We start from the raw sequence: 20213 nt of genomic DNA on the forward strand, positions 1-20213 counted from the left end.
GTGACACGGTGAAGAAGTCGGACCAATTCACCGCGCGGCCACCCACACCGGGCGGACCGGTTCCATCCCGGACGACCCCTCGACCGGGCGAACGGACAAGATCTGGTCGACGCCCATCCTGTTGTCCCGGAATGCCATTCCCCCGCCGATCAGGTACAGCCGCCACACGCGAGCGACCTCTTCCCCGACCATCGCCACCACGTCGTCGTACCGCGCCTCGAAGCGCTCCGTCCAGACATCGACGGTCCGCACGTAATGCTCGCGCAGAGCATGGACGTCGCGAACCTCGAGTCCGGCCTCCTCGATCATGGCCACGGTCCGCCCGACCGGACGCATGAACATGTCGGGCGCGATGAACGATTCGATGAATGCCCCGCCGCCGGGGTTGTCGCCCTCTCTTCGCGACATCTGCTGGATCAGCACTCGCCCACCCGGCTTGACGTTGGTATGCAGTGCGGCGGCGTAGGTCGGGTAATTGGCCTCCCCCACATGCTCACCCATCTCGATCGACGCCACCGCGTCGAAGGGCCCGTCCGGAATCTCCCGATAATCCTGGATTCGGATCTCGACGTTGTCCTGCAAACCTCGGTCGGCGATTCGTTTGTCGATGAAGGCTTTCTGCTCGCGCGAGATGGTCACTCCGACTACCTGCGCTCCGTATTCCTGTGCCGCATGCAGGCTGAGAGACCCCCAGCCACAGCCGACGTCGAGGAACCGTTGCCCGGATCGTTTGTCGAGCCCGATCTTTCGGCACACGAGGTCGAGCTTGTCGCGCTGGGCATCATCGAGGGTGTAATCCGGCGAATTCGAGGTCCAGTACGCCGACGAGTACGCCATGCGCGAATCGAGGACCAGTTCGTAGAAGTCGTTCGACAGGTCGTAATGGTGGCTGATCGCAGCGCGGTCGCGAAGCAACGAGTGCAGCCGCCCCTTCACCGAGGCCTGCGACGCGGGTGGCGGTAGTGGGCGGCCGAACACGCCGAGATCCTTGGCCAGCCGCGCCAGCCGCAGCAACGATGCCGGCCCCGGTCGTACTGCCGAGAGCCGGCGCTCACGGACCACACCCCAGACATGATCGAGAGCCGCGGCAAGATCGCCGTCGACGTCCAACTCCCCGGTGACGTACGCCTGTGCAGCACCGAGTTCACCGGGGCTCCACAGCAATCGACGAAGAGCGCTGGGGCTCCGCAACATCACTTTCGGTGCCAGGGCGTCGCCGGCAACGGATCCGTCCCACGCCTGCAGCCGGACGGGAAGCGGGCCACCCACCAGGGGTTCCATCAACTCGGCAATTCGGTGTGCAACACCGACGCTGCGATCGGTCCGGTCCACGGTACTTGTCGAGGTGGTCATCGGTCGTCCCTTCGATCGAGCACGATCTGCTGAACATCGAGGTACCCGGATCGAAATCCGGCCTCCGAATAGCAGAGGTAGAAGTGCCACATTCGCGCGAATACATCGTCGAACCCGAGATTCTGTGCCTCGCTGCGATATTCACGGAAGCGACTGTCCCACAGGGCCAGGGTTCGCGCGTAGTGATCACCCATGGACAGGCGCTCACGAACCCGAAGCGAGGTGTGCTGCTCGGTCACCTCCTCGATGGCCCGCACCGACGGCAGGAACCCGCCGGGAAAGATGTACTTGTGCACCCACGTGTACGTATTGCGGGTGGCCAGCATCCGGTCGTGCGGCATGGTGATGGCCTGGATCGCCACGCGTCCGCCCGGTGCCAGATGTGCATCGATCGTCTCGAAGTAGGTTGCCCAGTACTGATGACCGACGGCCTCGATCATCTCGACCGACACGATGGCGTCGTATCGGCCGTCCACCAACCGGTAGTCGAGGAGATCGATCTGTACTCGATCGCTGTATCCCGCTGCCGCGCAACGCTTACGCGCGAGCTCCTGCTGCTCCACCGACAGTGTCACCGACCGGACCGTCGCGCCGCGAGCGGCCGCGCGAATGGCCAGCTCGCCCCATCCGGTGCCGATCTCGAGGACCCTGGTTCCTTCGCCGACGCCTGCGCGATCGAGTAGCCGGTCGATCTTTCGGCGCTGGGCGTCGGCGAGCTCCACGCTGTCGTCGGGTCCCGATCCGGCGAACAACGCACTCGAGTAGGTCATGGTCTCGTCGAGGAAGAGCTCGAACAGGTCGTTCGACAGATCGTAGTGACGCGAGATGTTCGATCGTGTGTTCTTCGTCGTATTGCGTTCACTCCGTGGAGGTTTCGGGACGTAGATCCCACGGAGTCGCTGCAAGGACTCGGGAATCAGCGACGCCATTCGACGAGCGAAGACCTCGAGCACAGCGGTGAGATCCTCGGCATCCCAGTCCCCGGCCATGTATGCCTCACCGAATCCGATGAGGCCGCTGTCGCCGACGCGCGCGGCGAAGTCGTGTGGCCGATAGACCGTCATCAACGGTGCGTCGGACGATCCGGCGCCGATCACTGTGCCGTCCGGCATCGCGACTCGGACCTGCAATCCCGCGACCGCACGACGGAAGAGAAAGTCGGCAACGGGCGCGGCGACCGCAACTTTCACGCCACCGGGAACGTGGGCGATCTGGGGCCAGACCCGAGGATCGACGAGCGGGCGCGGCCCGGCACCGGACGGGTGCGACACGGAATCGGTTCGAGACACCGTTGTCATCTGTGAGCTCCTTCCTTCTGAACTCTCCGCGCCCCCGGAAGGGCAGGTTTCTGCACGATCTTCAGACCCCGCGCCCAGAGCCGAATGCCTTGCCAGCGAATCTGTATCACCACTCGCAGCGGTGCCATCGGTATCTCGAGTGCGGTACGAAGAATCGATCGCGTCGTCACCTGGCGGCGACGGCCGACGACGGTCGCCACGAACGGAGGGTGACCGAGACGTTCGAGGACGATCGACAGCCGGAGTGTGGCGTTCGGCTCGGGCAGCTGCATGGAGTACTCGCCGTCGACGTCGTTGAACGGTGAGACGTAGAACTCCTTGGTGGTCCGTGCCTCACCGTGACGACCGGTGTCCAACAGGTACCGGTATCGCTCGCCGTAGGTGTTGTGCACCTCGGCCACCACGCAGCGGAGGTCTCCGTCGCGGTCGTGACACCAGTACACAGTCAATGGGTTGAACGTGTGCCCGAACACCCGCGCGCTGGCCAACATCGTGATGCGACCGCCGCCGAGATCGATTCCGCTCTCTGCCACGAAGGCATCGACGTTCTGGCGAATGGTGGCACCAGGGTCACCCATGTGGTCGCGGGAATCGAATGATGCGAGTGGCCGCAGGATCCGCGGCAGTTCGGGAAGTGCGTCGAGGTCGACGAACCAGCTGTAGCTCTTGTACGAGAACGTATTTCGTATCGGTGCTCGTCGGACGTGATCGATCCGAGTGAGATACAGCGCCGCCCCGTGCGCCCGGGTGTTCGGCAGAACCGACGTCAGAGCCACGAGGCCCCCACCCGTTGCGCGGCGCGCGCTCCGGACAACGCACCGTCCTCATGGAATCCCCACCCGTGGTACGCCCCGGCGAACGACACCGTATCGGTGTCCAATTCGGGCAGCCGTCGCTGCGCTGCGACGGATTCGGGGGTGTACTGCGGGTGCTCGTAGGTCATCTCGTCGAGCACCGTGTTCGGGTCGATGCGATCTGCTCCCCCGAGGGTGACCAGCATCCTTCGATCGCTGTCACCCAATCGCTGCAACCTCGTCAGGTCGTAGCTGACCAGAACTCGATCGGGTTTGGCGCTACAGGACGGGAGGTGGTAGTTCCACGACGCTCTCGCTCTGATGTTTCGTGGCAGCACCGACGAGTCGGTGTGCAGTGCAGTGTGATTGACCGAATACGGCATAGCTCCGAGAACGCTGTGTTCGAGCGCAGTCGGCTCCGCGAGCATCTTCAGCGCGGCACCGGGATGGACTGCGATCACGGCGGCGTCGAACGTGCGCAGGTCGTCGTGGCCGTCCCGGATCTGCACCGAATCCCCGGACCGGTAGACAGCATGTACCGGATTGTCGAGCAATACCTCGTCGATGTGCTCCGCAACCCGACGAACGTATTCGATCGACCCGCCGGTGACGGTACGCCAGGTGGGAGATCCTGTGACGGTGAGCATTCCGTGGTGGCGGAGAAAAGTGAACAGGTAGCGAGCCGGGTAGGCGAGAGCGGTGTCCGGATCGCACGACCACACCGCGGACACCAACGGTGTCATGAAGTGGGATTCGAAGTATGCGGAGAACGAGTGCTGCTCCAAGAATTGAGCGAGCGTCGTCTCGGTGTCCGCGGCGTCCTCGCGCTCGAGTAGCTCGGTCGCCAGACGATGAAACCGCTTGACGTCGAGCAGCATCGAGACGAAGCGAGGCCGCAGGACCGCGGTCCGCTGCGCGAGAATGCCCCGCATTCCCTGTCCGCCCGAGTATTCGAGCCCGCAGCCGTCGCACCGAACGGACATGCTCATGTCCGAATCCTGCGTCGGCACGTCGAGCTCGTCGAACAGACGGAGCAGCGTCGGATACGTGCGGTCGTTGTGCACGATGAACCCGGTGTCGACGCCCACCGGACCACCGGGGCCGTCCACGAAGTGGGTGTCGGCATGGCCGCCGAGCCGAGAGTCGGCCTCGTACAACGTCACCGACGAGTTCTTGGACAGGGCGTATGCCGCCGTGAGGCCGGCCACCCCGCTGCCCACGACGGCAACACGGCGGGTCACGACGATTCTCCCCTGCAGCCCGTCGACGCACCGGATTCGCTCGAATCGGTTCGCACTCTTGACTCGTCGGCGATACGGAGAACGAAGTCACGAGTGACGCGCGACCACACGCGCGGATCACGCAGCATGAAATGGCCTCCAGGCACCGAGAGATATTCGGCGTCGGCACCGTTCGCCATCGCGCGTTCGGTCGCGCGACGGGAGGTTCGCGGGTCGGTCCACCGGTCGGCAGTTCCGTGCACCACGAGCAGCGTGCGCTTCTCGTCGAATCCGTCGGCCTCCGTACCCTGCGGCCACCACGGAGCAAGCGCAACGACACCCGCGATCGACGGGTCGTCGATCAGCGCAGCAGCTGTGCGCCCACCCATCGAGTGACCCACCACGACCACAGGAACTTCGGGATTGCGGTCACGAATGCGGCGCAGCGCCCACCGCGCGTCCTCTACCGGCGTCCGTTCGGGGGCGTTCCAGCCGCGGAACCGATATCGCAGTTGTTGGACCGAAATATCGCGGCTACGTCCGGCCCGCCGAAGCGTCCAGGTGAAGGGCCACATTCTCAACCCCGCCAGGTGCCACGGCCTGCTACGCGCGCGACTCACGTCCTTGCCACCGCTCAGAACCAATACCACCATCGACGGCGACGACAGCCGCTTCCCCGTGTAGAGAACTGGGGTCCGCTGGTTGCTCATGCCCTCTATTCGGCACCGAGCCCCCTCCGGGTGGGACCGGGTCGACAGCAGTGTCTGTGAGGTGTCCGACACAAAAAAAGACCGGGCCGAGAGAAAGTCTCTCGGCCCGGCCTTCACAGTGGAGCTGCCGGGAATCGAACCCGGGTCCTCTGCTGCATTGCCAGGGCTTCTCCGTGTGCAGTCCGCTATGCCTCTACTTGGATCTCCCGATCTCGCGAACAAGTCAGGATGACGATCCCAGCCACTGTTTGATGTTCCTCATCATCCCGCGGCCGGATGAATCGGTGAGCCCTCTAGCTGATGCCAGTACCCGGGCCGAGGGCAAGCCCGGACTGACAGACACGCAGTCGCTACTTAGGCAGCGAGTGCGTAGTCGCGCTGATTGGAATCGGCGCTTATAAGGTTGCGATGACGCTTACGGTGGTCTCTCGCCTGCACCGACACGCTTCCCCTGACTCAACATACAAAGTCGAAACCGTTCAGCCCCGTATGTTCCCGAACACCGTGTCCGGGCTGTTCAGTGTAACGCGTCGATCGGCCATATTCATCCCGTTAACGGCCGGCAGGTCCCTGCGCCGCGGCTGCACCGGCGTCGGACTCGACTCGTTCCACTACTGTGCGCAGCATTCGACGAGCAACGGCCCTGCGTACGGGCAACGACGCGTACCACACGGCTCGCCCGGCCAGTCCGCGAGGAAAGAACACGAGTCGCTGTTCGATCGTCGGCTGCTTGGCGGTTCCACCGACCGTGAGATCCAACCACGCCTCTCCCGGCAGCCGTCGTGACGACTTCAGCCGGGTGGTGTGTTCGGTTCCCGAGGCGGACGCATCCGGCCCCGTGGCGTCACGGTGCCAACCGGTGAGCACCTCGGCGTCGGCCAATCGTTCGAGCGCGGGCCGAATGGTGCTCGAACGCGCGCTGCTTCGGGCCACCCGGGTATCGGTGTAGACGACCTCTCCAGCCCAATCAGGGTCGGAGGGCAGCGGATCCGACGGGGCCGCAGTTCCGGTGGCGTCGGTCCACCGTGTCTCGACTTCGCCGTCGTCGATCTTGCGTAGAGCCAGACGCACCGAATCTCGGTAGCCCGTCAAGCCTTCGGCCGGACGTGGAACGACGGCGTCGATATCCATTTCGTGACCGACGGCGTCGTACTGCAACGATTCGATGAGCGGCATCGCCAATCCGCGCGGAATCGGCGTCACCAACCCGATCCAGTGACCGGCCAGGCGAGGCGTCAACACCGGCAGCACGATGATGCGACGCTGCCGCAGACCGGCGACGTCGGCGTAGATGTTCATCATCTCGCCGTACTGCATGACGTCCGGCCCGCCGATGTCGTACGTGCGGGACTCGGTGACCGGAGCGCTCGCGGCCCCGATGAGGTAGTGCAGCACGTCGCGTACGGCAATCGGCTGAATACGGTTGTGTACCCACCGTGGGGTGGTCATCACCGGCAACCGATTGGTCAGGTGGCGAATCATCTCGAACGAGGCCGAACCGGACCCGATGACGACGCCCGCCTGCAGCACGATCGTCGGGACACCCGACTCGATCAGAATACGACCGACCTCGGCGCGTGACTTCAGGTGTGGCGACAGCTCTCCCGTCGGCGGATGCAGGCCCCCGAGGTACACGATGCGACCGACGCCGCAATCCGCAGCGACGGTGGCTACGTTCTCGGCGCTGTCGCGTTCGGTGTCGGCAAAATCGGAATGGCCCGCGGTGCCCATCGAGTGCACCAGGTAGTACATGACGTCGACGTCGCTGAGCGCCTCCTTCAGTGACTCCCGATCACTGAGGTCACCCTGGACGATCTCGACGTCCGCCGCCCACGGAACGTTGTCGAGCTTGCTCGGGGTCCGAGCCAACACACGGACCCGGTAGCCCTCGTCGAGCAGACGCGGTGCCAGACGACCGCCCAGATATCCGGTGGCACCGGTGACCAGCACACGCGGCCGAGACGACGCGTTCTCGGATGTGGGGACATCGGAGGTAGAACCGGAAGCAGTCATAAACGGGTTCATTACCCGTGCGCGGGCAAGTTCAACCCGCGAGCGCGATCATCGCGATTGCCCCGAGCGCCAACGCCATTCCCACCTTCTGCAGTGCGCCGACCCGTTCGCCGAGCATCACCATCGCCAGCAACACCGTCGCAGCCGGATACAGCGAGGCGATGACGCTCACCAACGACAGCAGACCGCCCTCGTACGCGTAGATCATCGCGGCGTTGGCGACCACGTCGAGCACGCTGACGAACGCGGCAAGTTTGAGCACGCTGCCGTGTGGCGGTGCGAAATGCCCCGATGCCAACGCGACTGCCCAGACCACCGCGGTGGCCGATGCGCGGGACGCCGCGAGGGGCCACAGCCCACTGCCGTCACCGATCTGATGCAGGAAGATGAAGGCGAAGGCGAACGTCACACCCGACCCGACCGTCAGCCAGGCCACGGTGCGGGTGAACTTCATGTCGCGGCCGCCCGCGACCTCGCCGGTCACCTCGTCCGGTGACTCCTTGCTGACCAGCACGACGGCCACCAGGGCAACGGCGATGCCCACGAAGGCGATGACGCCGGGACGCTCACCCATCGACAACCCGACCAGAACCGGGATCCCGGCGACCAACACAGCCGTCACCGGGGACACCACCGCCATCGGCCCGGCCGCGAGCGCGAGATAGAACCACCACACGGCGACGCCGCCCGCCACACCCGACGCCAGGCCCCACAGCATCGCGGGGAGTTCGATGGTCCCGCCGACGAACGGAGCGACGAGCAACACGATGACGAGCGACAGCGGGTAGGACACGATGACCACCCGCAGGGCTGCGACTCGACGGGACGCGACACCGCCGACGAAATCGCTCACCCCGTAGCCCACGGCAGCTACCAGAGCGAGCAGGACAGCGGTCAGCGCATGCCCTTCACTCGACGCCCGAGCTCACGAGTGACTTCGCGTTCGGCGGTGCGCTTGGCCAACGACTGTCTCTTGTCGTAATCCTGCTTGCCCTTGGCCAACGCCAGTTCGACCTTGACCTTGCCGTCCGAGAAGTACATCGACAGCGGTACCAACGTCAGGTTTCCCTCTTTGACCTTGCCGGCCAGGCGGTCGATCTCGCGACGATGGAGAAGAAGTTTGCGGTTTCGACGCGGCGCATGGTTGGTCCAACTTCCGAGCGTGTATTCCGCGATGTGCAGCCCGCGCAGCCAGATCTCGCCGTCGTCGACGGTCGCGAAGGCGTCGACGAGGGAGGCCTTGCCGTCGCGCAGGCTCTTGACCTCGGTGCCGACGAGCGCGACTCCGGCCTCGACGACGTCGAGTATGGAGTAGTTGTGCCGTGCCTTGCGATTGGTCGCAATGGCCTTGCGGCCCTTCTCTCTCACTGCAGGGCCCTTTCTCGAGCGTTCGATGCGTGACGCCGCCTCATCGGCAACCGCTCCAGCATAGAACCGATCGGCAACCGAATTTATTCGCGCACGTAGAGGCGCAATGTGATGTAGGCGGTGACCGCCGCCATTCCCACTCCGACGAGTGCCAGGAACGGCGAGACCAACAGCACGTCACTGTTCGATATCCGAGCCAGAATGTTGGCTTGATAGACGTCGGAGAGGACGTCGTCGATGAACATGTTCTTCGCGGTGAACAGCCCGGCAATCGCCAGCGCCGAACCGACCAGAGCTGCGACCACGGCTTCGAGGAGGAACGGCAGCTGGGTGTACCACCGGGTGGCACCGACCAGCCGCATGATTCCGACCTCGGTTCGTCTGGTGAACGCAGCGATCTGGACCATGTTGGCGATCAGGAGGATCGCAGCGATCGCCTGCACGGTGGCAATCGCGAACGCTGCGTTGCGTACTCCGTTCAGGACGCTGAACAACCGCTCCACCAGGTCTCGCTGGTTGAGCACGCTCTGCACACCCGGACGGTTCTCGAAGTTGTCGTTGATCACTCCGAATCGCTCCGGGTCGCTCAGACGCACCTTGAACGAGGCCGGGAAACTGTCGGCACTGACCAACTCGGCCAGTTCGGGTTGGTCCTTGAACACTCGCTCGGTCGCGTCCTTCACAGCGTCCTCGCGGTTGAGGTACTGCACCGAGACCACGGAGGGTGTGTTCTCGAGATCCGAGCGCAACGTAGCGCACGTCTCCTGGGCACAATCTGCGTCGGTGGCAGAGATGTCGTCGGTGAGGAAGATCTGCACCTCCACCCGGTCGAGGAAGATCTGCTGGGTCTTTCCTGCCATCTGCACCACGAGCAATCCGCCGCCGAACAGACCGAGGGAAATCGCGGTCGTCAAGATCATGGCGATCGTCATGGTGATGTTGCGGCGAAGCCCGGTGAAGACCTCACTGAAGATGAAACTTGCGCGCATCGCGGAATCCGAGCCCTTCGATTCGTTCGGTCGAGAAGTCTGAGCGGTCGAGTTCGGTGGTCGGCGTCAGCGGCCGACGCCGTAGACCCCTCGGGCCTCGTCACGAACGACTCGTCCGTTGTCCAGTTCCACGACGCGTCGACGCATGGAATCGACGATGTGGTTGTCGTGGGTCGCCATCAGCACGGTGGTTCCGGTGCGATTGATGCGCTCGAGCAGCAGCATGATGTCCTGACTGGTGTCCGGATCGAGGTTTCCGGTCGGCTCGTCGGCGAGCAGCACCAGCGGTCGATTGACGAACGCCCTGGCGATCGCCACACGCTGCTGCTCACCACCGGACAACTCGTTGGGCAGACGGTCGGACTTGCCGCCGAGTCCCACCAGATCCAGCACCTCGGGAACAGTGCGCTTGATCATCGATCGAGGCTTGCCGATCACCTCGAGCGCGAACGCGACGTTTTCCACCACGGTCTTCTGCTGCAGCAGTCGGAAGTCCTGGAACACGCACCCCATGCTCTGTCGTAGCCGCGGGACGCGACGAGCAGCGAGCCGGTTGACGTGAAAATCCGCTACGTGGATATCGCCGGACGTCGGCGTCTCTTCCTTGAGCAGTAAGCGCATGAATGTCGACTTACCCGAACCCGAGGGCCCGATCAGAAACACGAACTCGCCTTTGTCGATGGAGACCGTCACCTTGTCCAGAGCGGGCCTGGTCGAGGTCTTGTAGGACTTGGACACATTCGAGGTGCTGATCACGGGTCGCCAGTGTAGTCCTTACCCGTCGGTAACCGCCGGAAGCGAGCGGGTGCCGCGGCGAGTCCCGAGGGCCGGTAAAGGATGCCTCAGCGCGACGACGTCGGTGCAGGCCGGGACGGGATGAGCGACTGAATCGCCGGCGGGATGGGCACGCCGAACGGGGCAGTCGTCGTGGTCGGCGGGGCGGTGGTCGTCGTCGACTGGGTACCGGTGTCGTCGGCGCTCGTCGACGACTCCGGGTCGGTGGTCGTGCTGGGTGTGGTGGTGGTCGACAGACGTGAGGGGGTCGGTACGTACGTCTGCGATTCGCTCGGTTGCGTGAGCTCGTCCGGGCTCACCGCAACCGGCCCCTGAACCGCTTCCCCGTTCCTCTCGGCGATATCTGCGCTGACCTGCCCGTACAGCAGAGCGGTGAGCACGAAGCAGATTCCGAACGCCACGGTGGAGGTTCGGACGCGGCCGTAGATCTTGGCCGGAATGCGCCACTGCCGCCAATTTCGTTGCGAGCGTTCGGTTCCGGTATCGGGTGTACTCACTGGTCTTCCGTTCGATCTCGTCCCGATGATTCCGGTGCAACCCCGGCCGTGCTGACGTCGGGGGCAACGTTGATGCCCTCGGGCTGCAGCGCCGCGGCAACTCTCACACGCAGCTCTCGTCCCACCTGGAATTGCTTGCCCGGCAGCGTCCGCGCGACCAAGCGCACGTTGACCTGCCCCACCTCGATGCTCTCCACGCCCATCACGGTCGGTTCGTCGAGTAGGAGCGGACGCAAGTGTGAATCTGCGAACGCATCGCGGCCGACCGCACGCAGAAGCGCATTCACCTGAGTCAGATCGGCGGTACTGGGGACCGGAACGTCGACGACGGCGCGAGCCCAATCCTTGGACAGGTTGATCGCCTTGACGATCTGCCCGTTCGGCACGGTGATGACCTCGCCGTCGACGCTACGGACCCGTGTCACTCGGAGCGTGACGTCCTCGACGGTGCCCTCGGCATCCTCGGCGGAGCCGTTGACGGCGATCTGCACCACGTCACCGAAGCCGTACTGGCGCTCGGTGATGATGAAGAAGCCGGCCAGGATGTCTTGCACCACGCGCTGAGCACCGAAGCCGAGGGCTGCACCGATGACAGTTGCGGGTGCCACGAGTCCACCGACCCCGAAGCCGAACCGGCGCAGCACCTCGATGGTGACCAGGATGTAGATGAGCGTGACCAGCACCCAGGTGATGACCTGCGCCAGGGCATGACGGTGTTTGGCGGCCTCCGACCGGACGAGCGCGTCGCTGTGCTGGTAGTTCTGGTCGATGCGGGCAGTGATTCGAGATCCGGTCCACGTGACGAACCGCGCGGCCAGTAGCCCGCCGAGGATATACAGCACGATTCCGAGGCCGTTGAGCTTGACCTCGGGCGTCACGTTGAGCCAGGCCGTCATCGGTTACTGCTCCCCTCGCATTCGCCAGCGAATTCCCGATTCCAGGAAGCCGTCGATGTCTCCATCGAGAACAGTAGACGGATTGTTGACCTCGTACTCGGTACGCAAGTCTTTGACCATCTGGTACGGGTGCAGCACGTACGAGCGCATCTGATTACCCCAGGAGCTGCCGCCGTCACCCTTGAGCGCGTCCATCTCGGCCCGCTCTTCCTTGCGCTTGACCTCGAGCAGCTTGGCCTGCAGCACGCGCATGGCCGACACCTTGTTCTGCAGCTGCGACTTCTCGTTCTGGCAGGTCACGACGATTCCGGTCGGAATATGCGTCAACCGGACGGCGGAGTCGGTGGTGTTGACCGACTGCCCACCTGGCCCGGACGAGCGATAGACGTCGACCCGAATGTCGTTCTCGGGGATTTCGATGTGGTCGGTGGTCTCGACGACCGGAAGCACCTCGACCTCCGCGAACGACGTCTGGCGTCGACCCTGGTTGTCGAACGGGCTGATCCGGACGAGCCGGTGCGTGCCTTGCTCGACCGACAGCGTTCCGTAGGTGTACGGGGCCTTGACGGCGAACGTCGCGCTCTTGATTCCGGCTTCTTCGGCGTAGGACGTGTCGTAGACCTCGACGCCGTACCCGTGCTTCTCGGCCCAGCGGATGTACATGCGCATGAGCATTTCCGCCCAGTCGGCGGCGTCGATTCCGCCGGCACCGGAGCGAATGTTCACGAGGGCGTCGCGGGCGTCGTACTCACCGGACAGCAGCGTTCGAACTTCCATGGCAGCGATGTCCTCTCGGAGCGAGGCGCGTTCGGCGTCGGCGTCAGCGGTGGCGGACGCGGCGGCCTCGCCCTCTTCGCCCTCGGCCAACTCGTACAGAACCGGCATGTCCTCGAGGCGCTGCCGGAGCTCCTCGACGCGGCGCAGTTCGGCCTGCGCATGGGAGAGCTGGCTGGTCACCTGCTGAGCGTGTTCCTGGTCGTTCCACAGGTCGGGTGAGGCGGCCTGATGTTCCAGCTCGTCGATGCGTCGCCGCAGCTCCTCGACGTCGAGAACGGACTCGACTGTGGACAGAGTGGTGTCGAGCTCGGCGAGGTCTGCAGAAACGTCGGGATGCACGAGAGTCAAGGTTACCGGCACACGAACCCGTCCCCGACCGCCCCCGAAGACGCATGGTCATCCAGGGGTTCGAACCGTGCTGATTCGAACCCTGTTCGGGCACCTCGTCCGCTGTTAGCTTTCGACGAGTCGGCATATGCGCAGGTCGACATCCCTGCCGCCGCACGGTGCCAGCGACATTCGATGGACAGAGGAGTCTCGTATGACCGTCACCGACCAGTACCTCGAGAACAACAAGGCATACGCCGCCCAGTTCGACGGTCCCCTACCGCTGCCGCCGTCGAAGCACGTCGCGGTGGTCGCGTGCATGGATGCCCGGCTCGACGTCTATCGGATTCTCGGCCTGGCAGACGGGGAAGCACACGTGATCCGCAATGCGGGTGGGGTGATCACCGACGACGAGATTCGTTCACTGGCCATCAGCCAGCGGCTGCTCGGCACCAAGGAGATCATCCTGATCCACCACACCGATTGCGGCATGCTCACGTTCACCGACGACGAGTTCAAGAACGACCTCCAGGAAGAAACGGGTCTGAAGCCCAACTGGGCTGCCGAGTCGTTCCCCGATCTGAACCGCGACGTTCGGCAGTCCTTGGCGCGCATCGAGCTCAGCCCGTTCGTCACGAAGCACGAGTCGCTTCGCGGGTTCGTCTTCGATGTTGCCACCGGAAAGTTGAACGAAGTCACCGGATAGGCCCGGCCACCCATATTGCCGCGTGCGAGCAGGCCCGTGCGCGGCGATAGTCTTCTGCGGTGACCGACTACTCTGCCGATCTGCATCTCGCCCTCCGGCTCGCCGACGAAGCCGACGTCATCACCCGTGGACGATTCCTCGCCATGGACCTGACGGTGGACTCGAAGCCGGATCTCACACCGGTCAGCGACGCAGACCTGGCCGTGGAAACGATGATTCGGGCGCAGCTCGGATCGGAGCGTCCCGACGATGCTCTGCTCGGCGAGGAGTTCGGTGGCACGGCTACGTTCAGCGGCCGCCAATGGGTCGTCGATCCGATCGACGGCACCAAGAACTTCGTGCGCGGCGTACCCGTGTGGGCAACGCTGATCGCGCTGCTCGAGGACGGCGTCCCCGCAGTCGGAGTGGTCAGCGCCCCGGCGCTGCATCGCCGATGGTGGGCCGCCGAGCAGCTGGGATCGTGGACGAGCGTCGGCGACGAAACCGCCCGTCGAATCCACGTGTCGAAAGTCGATTCACTGGCCGCGTCCAGCCTGAGCTTCTCCAGCCTGTCCGGCTGGGCCGACCTCGGAACGAGAGACCGCTTCGTCGGACTGACCGATGACGTGTGGCGAGTTCGCGCCTACGGCGATTTCTTCTCGTACTGCCTGCTCGCCGAAGGAGCCCTCGACATCGCCGCCGAGCCGGAGGTCTCCTTGTGGGATCTGGCGGCACTCGATGTTCTGGTGCGCGAGGCGGGCGGGACGTTCACCTCGCTCGATGGACGCGTCGGGCCGCACGGCGGGAGCGCGGTAGCCACGAACGGGCTGCTGCACCAGGACATCCTCGGCCGCCTCTCCCCCGCTGTGTGATTCGGTCGGCACTCACCGGAGACGGACCGTGAGAGCAGCGCGGAGTCAGAGGACTGCGGCCAGGACCAGGGCCAGGAGCGGAGTGATTCCCTGCACGAACGCGGGCCGGAAGTACTTCGCTCCGCCGGTGGCGAGCACCAGAGCCGCGCCGACGATGCTGGCGCATGCGAAGTAGACGATCGCGTCGCCGGCCGAACCGCCCACGATGAGGCCGACCACGATGCCGATGCCGAGAAACAGGTTGTAGAACCCCTGATTGAAGGCCATCGGTTTGGTGATGTCTGCGTCGTTCTGACTGGCGACACCGAACTTCGCCCACACGGCCGGCTTGGACCAGAGCACGCTTTCCATGACGAAGATGACGACATGGAGTACCGCGGCGAGGGCGGCGAAGACCTGAGCTATCGGATGCACAGGAAACAGCCTGTCACATCGGTACGACGCAGGATACGAAAGACCCGCCACGGTGTTGTGCGCCACCAGTACTTACTCGACAGTAGACAGCTAACTTACTCGGGAGTAAGATCGGTGAAGTCCGTGCCCGACGCCGAGGAACTGGTGATCATGAGCAAGCAAGACAGTGTGGTCGACGCGAAGGCCCCCAAGGTGCCCCGCGATACTTCTGCGGTTGGCCTCAACCCGTTCAAGAGAGATGCGATCGGAACCGCCATGCGCGTTCTGACGGCCATCACCGGGTCCGAACTGGCGGAGAAGTACAACCTCCGACAGACGATCGACCGCGTCACCTACGAGAGCACCAAAACCGGGTTCAAGACGCTCGGTGCCGCCAACCGTACGTTCGCCAAGGTCACCGGAGGCGGCAAGCCCAAGCGTCTCGACGACGGTGCCGCGAAAAACCTGAGCTACTTCGACCTGACGCCCGACGACGAGCAGCGCATGATCGTCGAAACGGTCAAGGAGTTCGCCGAGGAAATCCTCCGGCCGGCCGCCTTCGAGGCTGATCACAACGCCTCCTCGCCCGAGGACCTGGTTCGTCGCTCGGCCGAACTCGGCATCACGCTCATCAACGTTCCCGAGGAACTCGACGGTGCCGCCAGCGAGCGCGGTGCGGTCACCAATTCCCTCGTCGCCGAGGCTCTCGCCCACGGCGATATGGGCCTGGCCCTGCCGATCCTCGCGCCCAGCGGTGTCGCTGTCGCCCTCACTCAGTGGGGAACGGATGCGCAGCAGAAGACGTACCTTCCGGCATTCGTCGGCGAGAAGGTGCCGAACGCAGCAGTGGTCGTCAACGAGCCCCGCGCACTGTTCGATCCGTACGCGCTGCAGACCAAGGCAGTGCGCTCGCCCAGCGGATACAAGCTCAACGGAGTCAAGAGCCTCGTACCCGCGGCCGGCAGCTCGGAGCTGTTCGTCATCGCGGCGGAACTCGAAGGTCGCCCGACTTTCTTCATCGTCGAGTCCGACTCCAAGGGCCTCGTCGTCGAAGCGGATCCGAGCATGGGTCTGCGCGCCGCGGGCCTGGGTCGCCTGATCCTCACCGACGTGGCAGTGCCCGAGTCGGCTCTGCTCGGTGATGGTGACGCCGACCAGCGCGCCGCCGAGTACAGCGCCGCCATCGGTTTGGCCCGTCTGGGCTGGGCCTCCTTGGCCGTCGGTACGAGCCAGGCCGTACTCGACTACGTCGTTCCCTACGTCAACGAGCGCGTCGCGTTCGGCGAGCCGATCAGTAATCGCCAGGCCGTGGCCTTCATGGTTGCCAACATCGCGATCGAGCTCGACGGCATGCGGTTGGTCACGCTGCGTGGCGCGTCGCGCGCCGAACAGGGACTGTCGTTCACTCGTGAATCGGCCCTCGCACGCCGCCTGGCGTCCGAGAAGGGAATGCAGATCGGCTCCGACGGTGTGCAGTTGCTCGGTGGACACGGCTTCACCAAGGAACATCCGGTCGAGCGCTGGTACCGCGATCTACGGTCCGTCGGCGTCGCCGAAGGCATCGTTCTCATCTAGCTCGCCGACCCGAATTCCATGGCACTCACCCAAGGACACACACGATGATCAATCTTGAACTTCCCAAGAAGCTTCGGGCGCAGGCGAATCAGGCTCACCAGGTCGCTGCCGAGATCTTCCGCCCCATCTCCCGCAAGTACGACCTCGCCGAGCACGAGTACCCGGTGGAGCTCGACACCATGGCGTCCATGGTCGAAGGCATGTCCGACGCCGGTGGCGAAATCGGCGGAGCGGCCGGTGGCCGTGAGAAGGACAGCGAGTCGGCCAAGCCCAGCAAGACAGCCAACTCCAACGGCGGCAACATGTCCGCTCTGGTGAACGTGATCGAGACCTGCTGGGGCGACGTCGGACTCACGCTGTCGATCCCGTACCAGGGACTCGGCAACTCCGCTATCGCCGCGGTCTCCACCGACGAGCAGCTCGAGCGCTTCGGCAAGGTGTGGGCTTCGATGGCCATCACCGAGCCCAGCTTCGGCTCGGACTCCGCAGCAGTTACCACCACCGCTGTCCTCGACGGCGACGAGTGGGTGCTCAACGGCGAGAAGATCTACGTCACGGCCGGTGAGCGTTCCACCCACATCGTGGTGTGGGCAACGGTCGACAAGTCTCTCGGCCGCGCGGCCATCAAGTCGTTCGTCGTCCCGCGTGACGCTCCGGGCCTGTCGGTTGCCCGCCTCGAGCACAAGCTGGGCATCAAGGCGTCCGACACCGCAGCCCTGCTGCTCGAGGATTGCCGCATCCCGAAGGACAACCTGCTCGGCACCGCCGAGGTCAACGTCGAAAAGGGCTTCGCGGGCGTCATGCAGACGTTCGACAACACTCGCCCTCTGGTTGCTGGAATGGCGATCGGCGTCGCCCGTGCCGCACTCGAGGAGTTGCGGTCCATCCTGGTCGATGCCGGAGTCGACATCTCGTACGAGACTCCCGCCTACAACCAGCACGCGGCGGCCGCAGAATTCCTGCGACTCGAAGCAGACTGGGAAGCCGCGCACCTGCTCGCACTGCGCGCGGCATGGATGGCAGACAACAAGGAGCCCAACTCGCTGCAGGCGTCGATGTCGAAGGCGAAGGCCGGACGCTCCGCAGTCGACATCACCCTCAAAGCAGTCGAGTTGGCCGGTACCTACGGCTACTCCGAGCGCCCGCTGCTCGAGAAGTGGAGCCGTGACTCCAAGATTCTCGACATCTTCGAGGGCACGCAGCAGATCCAGCAGCTGATCGTTGCCCGTCGCGTACTCGGAAAGTCCTCGGCCGAGCTGAAGTAAACAGTGGCTCGTCATCGAGTCGGCACGTGATCGACAAGCGGCACCGGACTGTGCGTCCGGTGCCGCTTTCGTGCGCTTGGAAGAAATGTCGAGGGTCGGTGTCGATATCGTGATGTCTCGATCGTCGTCTTCGTGTACGGCGAATCGCGCCGCGACACCGAGGTACCGAGCCAAGGAGCGCACCATGAAGTACATCCTGTTGATCAACGCCGACACCTCCCCCGGTGCTGCACCCGGCTGCAGCAGTGTGGAGGACTGGATGACGTACGAGAAGGAACTGAAGGAGGCCGGGGTCTACGTTGCCGGGCACGCGCTGGCCGACTTGACCACTGCTACCGCGGTACGCGTCGATCCGAGCACGGGCGAACGTACCGTTACGGACGGCCCGTATGCCGAGTCGCACGAGGTACTCGGGGGTTACGACGTCATCGACGTTCCCGACCTCGATGCAGCGCTCGAGTGGGCGGCCCGCTGCCCCGGCTCCAAGGACGGCGGCACCGTCGTCGTGCGCCCGCTCGCAGAATTCTGACGCGCGGGATCGTTGGGTGAGCGAGGTCGAGGTCAGTCGAACGATCGCATCGGTCTTCCGTGCCGAGCGCTCGATGCTGCTCGCGTCGTTGGTGCAGCGCTACCGTGACCTCGACCTCGCCGAGGAGGTGACGTCGGATGCCATCGAGGCCGCTCTGAAGCATTGGCCGATCGATGGCATACCGGCCAAGCCAGGGGCCTGGTTGCTCACCACAGCCCGGCGCAAGGCAGTCGACCGCCTTCGACGCGATGAGACACTGGCTGCGAGAATGGCCTTACTGCAGATCGACTCGGACCGCGACAACCCGTCCGGCTCGAATGCGCTCGACGATCGTGTGCCCGACGATCGCCTCCAGCTGTTCTTCACGTGCTCCCACCCGGCTCTTGCTGCCCAGGCCCGACTCGCCCTGACGCTGAGGTGTCTCGCGGGTCTGTCCACAGCAGAGGTGGCGCGCGCACTGCTCATCCCTCCGGCCACGGCGGCACAGTGAATAGTGCGGGCCAAGAACAAGATTCGCACGGGTCGCATTCCGTTTCGCGTTCCAGGACCGGACGAGCTGGCGGAAAGAGTGCCGATGGTGCTCGAGGTCGTCTACTCCATCTTCACCGAGGGGTACTCGGCGACATCCGGCGATGGAGTCGGACGCGTCGATCTCTCGGACGAAGCGATCGGTATGGGCAGAGTTCTGCACGCGGCTCTGCCGGGCACGTCCGAGGTGACCGGCTTGCTGGCGCTGATGTTGCTGACCGACGCCAGACGCCGCGCCCGGATCGACGAACACGGCGAGATCGTGCTGTTGGCCGATCAGGACCGGCGCGTATGGAATGCCGCGTTCATCTCCGAGGGAACGGAACTCGTGAGCGAGGCCCTGACCCGCGGGCCGGCCGGCCCGTACTCCGTTCAGGCCGCCATCGCGGCATTACACGACGAGGCTGCTGACGCCGCGAGCACGGACTGGCCTCAGATCGTGGCTCTGTACGACGTGTTGATGGCACTCACACAATCACCGGTGGTCGCGCTCAACCGGGCCGTCGGCGTCGCAATGACCGAAGGGCCCGAGGCCGGGCTCGAGTTGTTGGACGCCATCGCCGCTGAGCCGGCCCTGCGCCGGTACCACCCGTTCGCGATGGCGAAGGCCGATCTGCTGCACCGACTGGGCCGGATGGACGAGGCCGCCGTGCACTACCGGAGAGCACTGGATTTCGCGCGAACGGCACCGGAGAAGCGTTTGCTGAGAAGACGACTGGCCGAGGTTGCCGACGCACGGGATCAGACGGACAGCACAGCATCCACCTGATCGGCCGTCAGCGGTCGGTCTGCGTACACCAGTCGGATGGCCTCGGGATCGGGGTTGCCGATATCGGGTCCACGGGATACCAGCTTCAGGCCGGCGCGCTCTGCCACGCGAGCGGAGGAGAGGTTGTGTTCGAGAAGATATGCCACGACCGGCATTTCGGGCCGAGTTCGGTACGCGCACTCGACTGCGGTTCGACACATTTCTGCGGCGTACCCCTTGCCCTGCGCGTCGGGATGGAGACGGTAGCCGAGATTCCAGAAGGCATTCTGTCGGATGGAACACCCGCCGTAGCCGCTGATCATGTCGCTGCCGTGCTCACGAACGATCCACGTACTCAATCCATCTCGACGCCATTGCGCAGTCCAGTTCTGCACCATACGTTCGGTCGTACCGATATCGGTGTGCCGCAAGCTCGGAAAGTGTGTCCACGACTGCGGATCGCTGCAGATCTCGTACAACGCGTCGAGATCTGCATCTGCAGGCTCGTCGAGAACCAGTCGTGGGGTCTGCATTCGCACACCGGTGATCCTAGAGGGCTCGGGTCTGGTAGACCGGTGGTA

General features: G+C 64.5%; 20 protein-coding genes, 1 other RNA gene and 1 pseudogene. 6 read left to right on the forward strand and 16 right to left on the reverse strand.

From position 1 onward, the window contains the following. Nucleotides 1-27: 27 nt before the first annotated feature. The 14 genes from JLZ96_RS03470 to prfB form a co-directional block, all read right to left on the reverse strand. Complete coding sequence (locus JLZ96_RS03470; protein ID WP_236253822.1) at nt 28-1353, reverse strand: cyclopropane-fatty-acyl-phospholipid synthase family protein; 1326 nt, start codon at nt 1351-1353, stop codon at nt 28-30. Then, nucleotides 1350-2651: a cyclopropane-fatty-acyl-phospholipid synthase family protein gene (locus JLZ96_RS03475; protein ID WP_201009503.1), complete on the reverse strand. Its 1302-nt coding sequence runs from the start codon at nt 2649-2651 to the stop codon at nt 1350-1352. The genes JLZ96_RS03470 and JLZ96_RS03475 overlap by 4 nt, the downstream gene beginning before the upstream one ends. Beyond that, the gene (locus JLZ96_RS03480) at nt 2648-3427 is read right to left on the reverse strand and encodes a DUF1365 domain-containing protein (protein WP_201009504.1); all 780 of its coding nucleotides are present in this window, start codon (nt 3425-3427) and stop codon (nt 2648-2650) included. The genes JLZ96_RS03475 and JLZ96_RS03480 overlap by 4 nt, the downstream gene beginning before the upstream one ends. Next, complete coding sequence (locus tag JLZ96_RS03485; RefSeq protein WP_201010647.1) at nt 3418-4704, reverse strand: NAD(P)/FAD-dependent oxidoreductase; 1287 nt, start codon at nt 4702-4704, stop codon at nt 3418-3420. Before JLZ96_RS03485 ends, JLZ96_RS03480 begins: the two co-directional genes overlap by 10 nt. Beyond that, nucleotides 4683-5375 carry an alpha/beta hydrolase gene (locus tag JLZ96_RS03490; RefSeq protein WP_045841885.1) on the reverse strand — a complete coding sequence of 231 codons (693 nt, stop codon included), beginning with the start codon at nt 5373-5375 and terminating at the stop codon, nt 4683-4685. Before JLZ96_RS03490 ends, JLZ96_RS03485 begins: the two co-directional genes overlap by 22 nt. Nucleotides 5376-5491: 116 nt before the next feature. Next, nucleotides 5492-5862: a transfer-messenger RNA gene (ssrA, locus tag JLZ96_RS03495) on the reverse strand. Between the two features lie 65 nt (nt 5863-5927). Then, on the reverse strand, nt 5928-7388 hold the full coding sequence (locus JLZ96_RS03500) for an SDR family NAD(P)-dependent oxidoreductase (protein WP_048320205.1): 1461 nt from the start codon (nt 7386-7388) through the stop codon (nt 5928-5930). Nucleotides 7389-7419: 31 nt separating this feature from the next. Then, nucleotides 7420-8274: a DMT family transporter gene (locus tag JLZ96_RS03505; protein ID WP_072692108.1), complete on the reverse strand. Its 855-nt coding sequence runs from the start codon at nt 8272-8274 to the stop codon at nt 7420-7422. A gap of 8 nt (nt 8275-8282) precedes the next feature. After that, on the reverse strand, nt 8283-8756 hold the full coding sequence (smpB, locus tag JLZ96_RS03510) for an SsrA-binding protein SmpB (protein WP_027496576.1): 474 nt from the start codon (nt 8754-8756) through the stop codon (nt 8283-8285). A gap of 83 nt (nt 8757-8839) precedes the next feature. Continuing rightward, nucleotides 8840-9745, reverse strand: coding sequence for a permease-like cell division protein FtsX (gene ftsX, locus JLZ96_RS03515; RefSeq protein ID WP_032366335.1), 906 nt, complete (start codon nt 9743-9745; stop codon nt 8840-8842). A 66-nt stretch (nt 9746-9811) separates the two neighbouring features. Next, nucleotides 9812-10501, reverse strand: a complete 690-nt coding sequence (gene ftsE, locus JLZ96_RS03520; RefSeq protein WP_027496574.1) for a cell division ATP-binding protein FtsE — start codon at nt 10499-10501, stop codon at nt 9812-9814. A gap of 86 nt (nt 10502-10587) precedes the next feature. After that, nucleotides 10588-11037, reverse strand: a complete 450-nt coding sequence (locus JLZ96_RS03525; protein ID WP_027496573.1) for a hypothetical protein — start codon at nt 11035-11037, stop codon at nt 10588-10590. Continuing rightward, nucleotides 11034-11933: a mechanosensitive ion channel family protein gene (locus JLZ96_RS03530; RefSeq protein ID WP_027496572.1), complete on the reverse strand. Its 900-nt coding sequence runs from the start codon at nt 11931-11933 to the stop codon at nt 11034-11036. Before JLZ96_RS03530 ends, JLZ96_RS03525 begins: the two co-directional genes overlap by 4 nt. Before the next feature lie 3 nt (nt 11934-11936). Beyond that, nucleotides 11937-13049, reverse strand: coding sequence for a peptide chain release factor 2 (prfB, locus tag JLZ96_RS03535; protein WP_027496571.1), 1113 nt, complete (start codon nt 13047-13049; stop codon nt 11937-11939). Between the two features lie 202 nt (nt 13050-13251). On the opposite strand from prfB, the gene JLZ96_RS03540 reads away from it, so the two are divergent. Further along, a complete protein-coding gene (locus tag JLZ96_RS03540) occupies nt 13252-13743 on the forward strand; it encodes a carbonic anhydrase (protein ID WP_027496570.1) in 492 nt (163 codons plus the stop codon). A 59-nt stretch (nt 13744-13802) separates the two neighbouring features. Further along, nucleotides 13803-14594, forward strand: a complete 792-nt coding sequence (hisN, locus tag JLZ96_RS03545) for a histidinol-phosphatase (protein ID WP_032387190.1) — start codon at nt 13803-13805, stop codon at nt 14592-14594. A 45-nt stretch (nt 14595-14639) separates the two neighbouring features. Here the strand turns inward: hisN and JLZ96_RS03550 are convergent, their stop codons facing one another. Continuing rightward, nucleotides 14640-15008, reverse strand: coding sequence for a DUF1304 domain-containing protein (locus JLZ96_RS03550; protein WP_094695466.1), 369 nt, complete (start codon nt 15006-15008; stop codon nt 14640-14642). Nucleotides 15009-15152: 144 nt separating this feature from the next. Here JLZ96_RS03550 and JLZ96_RS03555 point away from each other — a divergent pair, with 144 nt between their 5' ends. From JLZ96_RS03555 to JLZ96_RS03570, 4 genes and pseudogenes are all read left to right on the forward strand, one after another. After that, nucleotides 15153-16562, forward strand: a complete 1410-nt coding sequence (locus tag JLZ96_RS03555) for an acyl-CoA dehydrogenase family protein (protein WP_032366564.1) — start codon at nt 15153-15155, stop codon at nt 16560-16562. Nucleotides 16563-16606: 44 nt separating this feature from the next. Then, nucleotides 16607-17827: an acyl-CoA dehydrogenase family protein gene (locus JLZ96_RS03560; RefSeq protein ID WP_032366333.1), complete on the forward strand. Its 1221-nt coding sequence runs from the start codon at nt 16607-16609 to the stop codon at nt 17825-17827. A 184-nt stretch (nt 17828-18011) separates the two neighbouring features. Next, complete coding sequence (locus tag JLZ96_RS03565; protein ID WP_027496565.1) at nt 18012-18356, forward strand: YciI family protein; 345 nt, start codon at nt 18012-18014, stop codon at nt 18354-18356. Between the two features lie 16 nt (nt 18357-18372). Next, nucleotides 18373-19653, forward strand: a pseudogene (locus tag JLZ96_RS03570) (RNA polymerase sigma factor). On the opposite strand, the gene JLZ96_RS03575 reads toward JLZ96_RS03570, so the two are convergent. After that, complete coding sequence (locus JLZ96_RS03575; protein WP_201010648.1) at nt 19626-20165, reverse strand: GNAT family N-acetyltransferase; 540 nt, start codon at nt 20163-20165, stop codon at nt 19626-19628. The pseudogene JLZ96_RS03570 and the gene JLZ96_RS03575 sit on opposite strands and share 28 nt — an antisense overlap. Between the last annotated feature and the right edge of the window lie 48 nt (nt 20166-20213).

Source organism: Rhodococcus sp. NKCM2511, from assembly GCF_014905595.1.
In the GTDB taxonomy this organism is placed as follows: domain Bacteria; phylum Actinomycetota; class Actinomycetes; order Mycobacteriales; family Mycobacteriaceae; genus Rhodococcoides; species Rhodococcoides fascians.

Bases quoted from the DNA above. Each gene is read 5' to 3' on its own strand.
- JLZ96_RS03470 (WP_236253822.1), bottom strand. From the start codon at position 1,353: ATGACCACCTCGACAAGTACCGTGGACCGGACCGATCGCAGCGTCGGT.
- JLZ96_RS03475 (WP_201009503.1), bottom strand. From the start codon at position 2,651: ATGACAACGGTGTCTCGAACCGATTCCGTGTCGCACCCGTCCGGTGCC.
- JLZ96_RS03490 (WP_045841885.1), bottom strand. From the start codon at position 5,375: ATGAGCAACCAGCGGACCCCAGTTCTCTACACGGGGAAGCGGCTGTCG.
- JLZ96_RS03500 (WP_048320205.1), bottom strand. From the start codon at position 7,388: ATGACTGCTTCCGGTTCTACCTCCGATGTCCCCACATCCGAGAACGCG.
- ftsX (WP_032366335.1), bottom strand. From the start codon at position 9,745: ATGCGCGCAAGTTTCATCTTCAGTGAGGTCTTCACCGGGCTTCGCCGC.
- JLZ96_RS03530 (WP_027496572.1), bottom strand. From the start codon at position 11,933: ATGACGGCCTGGCTCAACGTGACGCCCGAGGTCAAGCTCAACGGCCTC.
- JLZ96_RS03540 (WP_027496570.1), top strand. From the start codon at position 13,252: ATGACCGTCACCGACCAGTACCTCGAGAACAACAAGGCATACGCCGCC.
- JLZ96_RS03560 (WP_032366333.1), top strand. From the start codon at position 16,607: ATGATCAATCTTGAACTTCCCAAGAAGCTTCGGGCGCAGGCGAATCAG.
- JLZ96_RS03565 (WP_027496565.1), top strand. From the start codon at position 18,012: ATGAAGTACATCCTGTTGATCAACGCCGACACCTCCCCCGGTGCTGCA.
- JLZ96_RS03575 (WP_201010648.1), bottom strand. From the start codon at position 20,165: ATGCAGACCCCACGACTGGTTCTCGACGAGCCTGCAGATGCAGATCTC.